The sequence below is a fragment of the Pseudoflavonifractor sp. 60 genome, from assembly GCF_009911645.1.
Classification (GTDB): domain Bacteria; phylum Bacillota; class Clostridia; order Oscillospirales; family Oscillospiraceae; genus Lawsonibacter.
In genome coordinates this window covers 1-461 of sequence record NZ_QWKI01000252.1, presented here as the reverse complement: position 1 = coordinate 461, position 461 = coordinate 1, and the positions used below count along the sequence as shown (strand labels likewise).

The window sequence follows — 461 nt, the reverse complement described above, 5'->3', positions numbered from 1 at the left end:
GCCCGCAACGGCGATTCTACAAAGGAGTTTTACCCTATGGCTGAAAACAGGAGATTTTACTATCTCAAACTGAAAGAGAATTTCTACAACAGCGAGACAATGGTGGTCCTGGAAAGTATGCCGGACGGTCTGCTGTACTCGAATCTGCTGCTGAAAATGTATCTCATGTCGCTGAAATCCGGTGGAATCCTCATGCTCAACGAGCATCTTCCCCACACCGTTCAGACCATTGCCACCTTCACCCGGCACCAGATTGGCACCGTGGAGAGGGCAATCAAGGTGTTCATGGAATTTGGCCTTGTGGAAGTCCTGACAGATGGTGCTTTCTACATGGCCGACATTCAACTGCTGATTGGACAGTCCTCCACCGAGGGCGAGAGGAAGAAGCGGGAGCGGACACGATTGCAGCGTCAAAAACTGCTGCCCTCCGGTAAAGTGGACATTTGTCCACCCATAGACCC

1 protein-coding gene is annotated in these 461 nt (G+C 51.4%); it reads left to right on the top strand.

The features are described 5' to 3' along the window. Nucleotides 1–36 precede the first annotated feature (36 nt). Nucleotides 37–461 (top strand): phage replisome organizer N-terminal domain-containing protein (locus D1646_RS20960; RefSeq protein ID WP_201754793.1); only part of this gene is annotated, 425 nt, incomplete at its 3' end.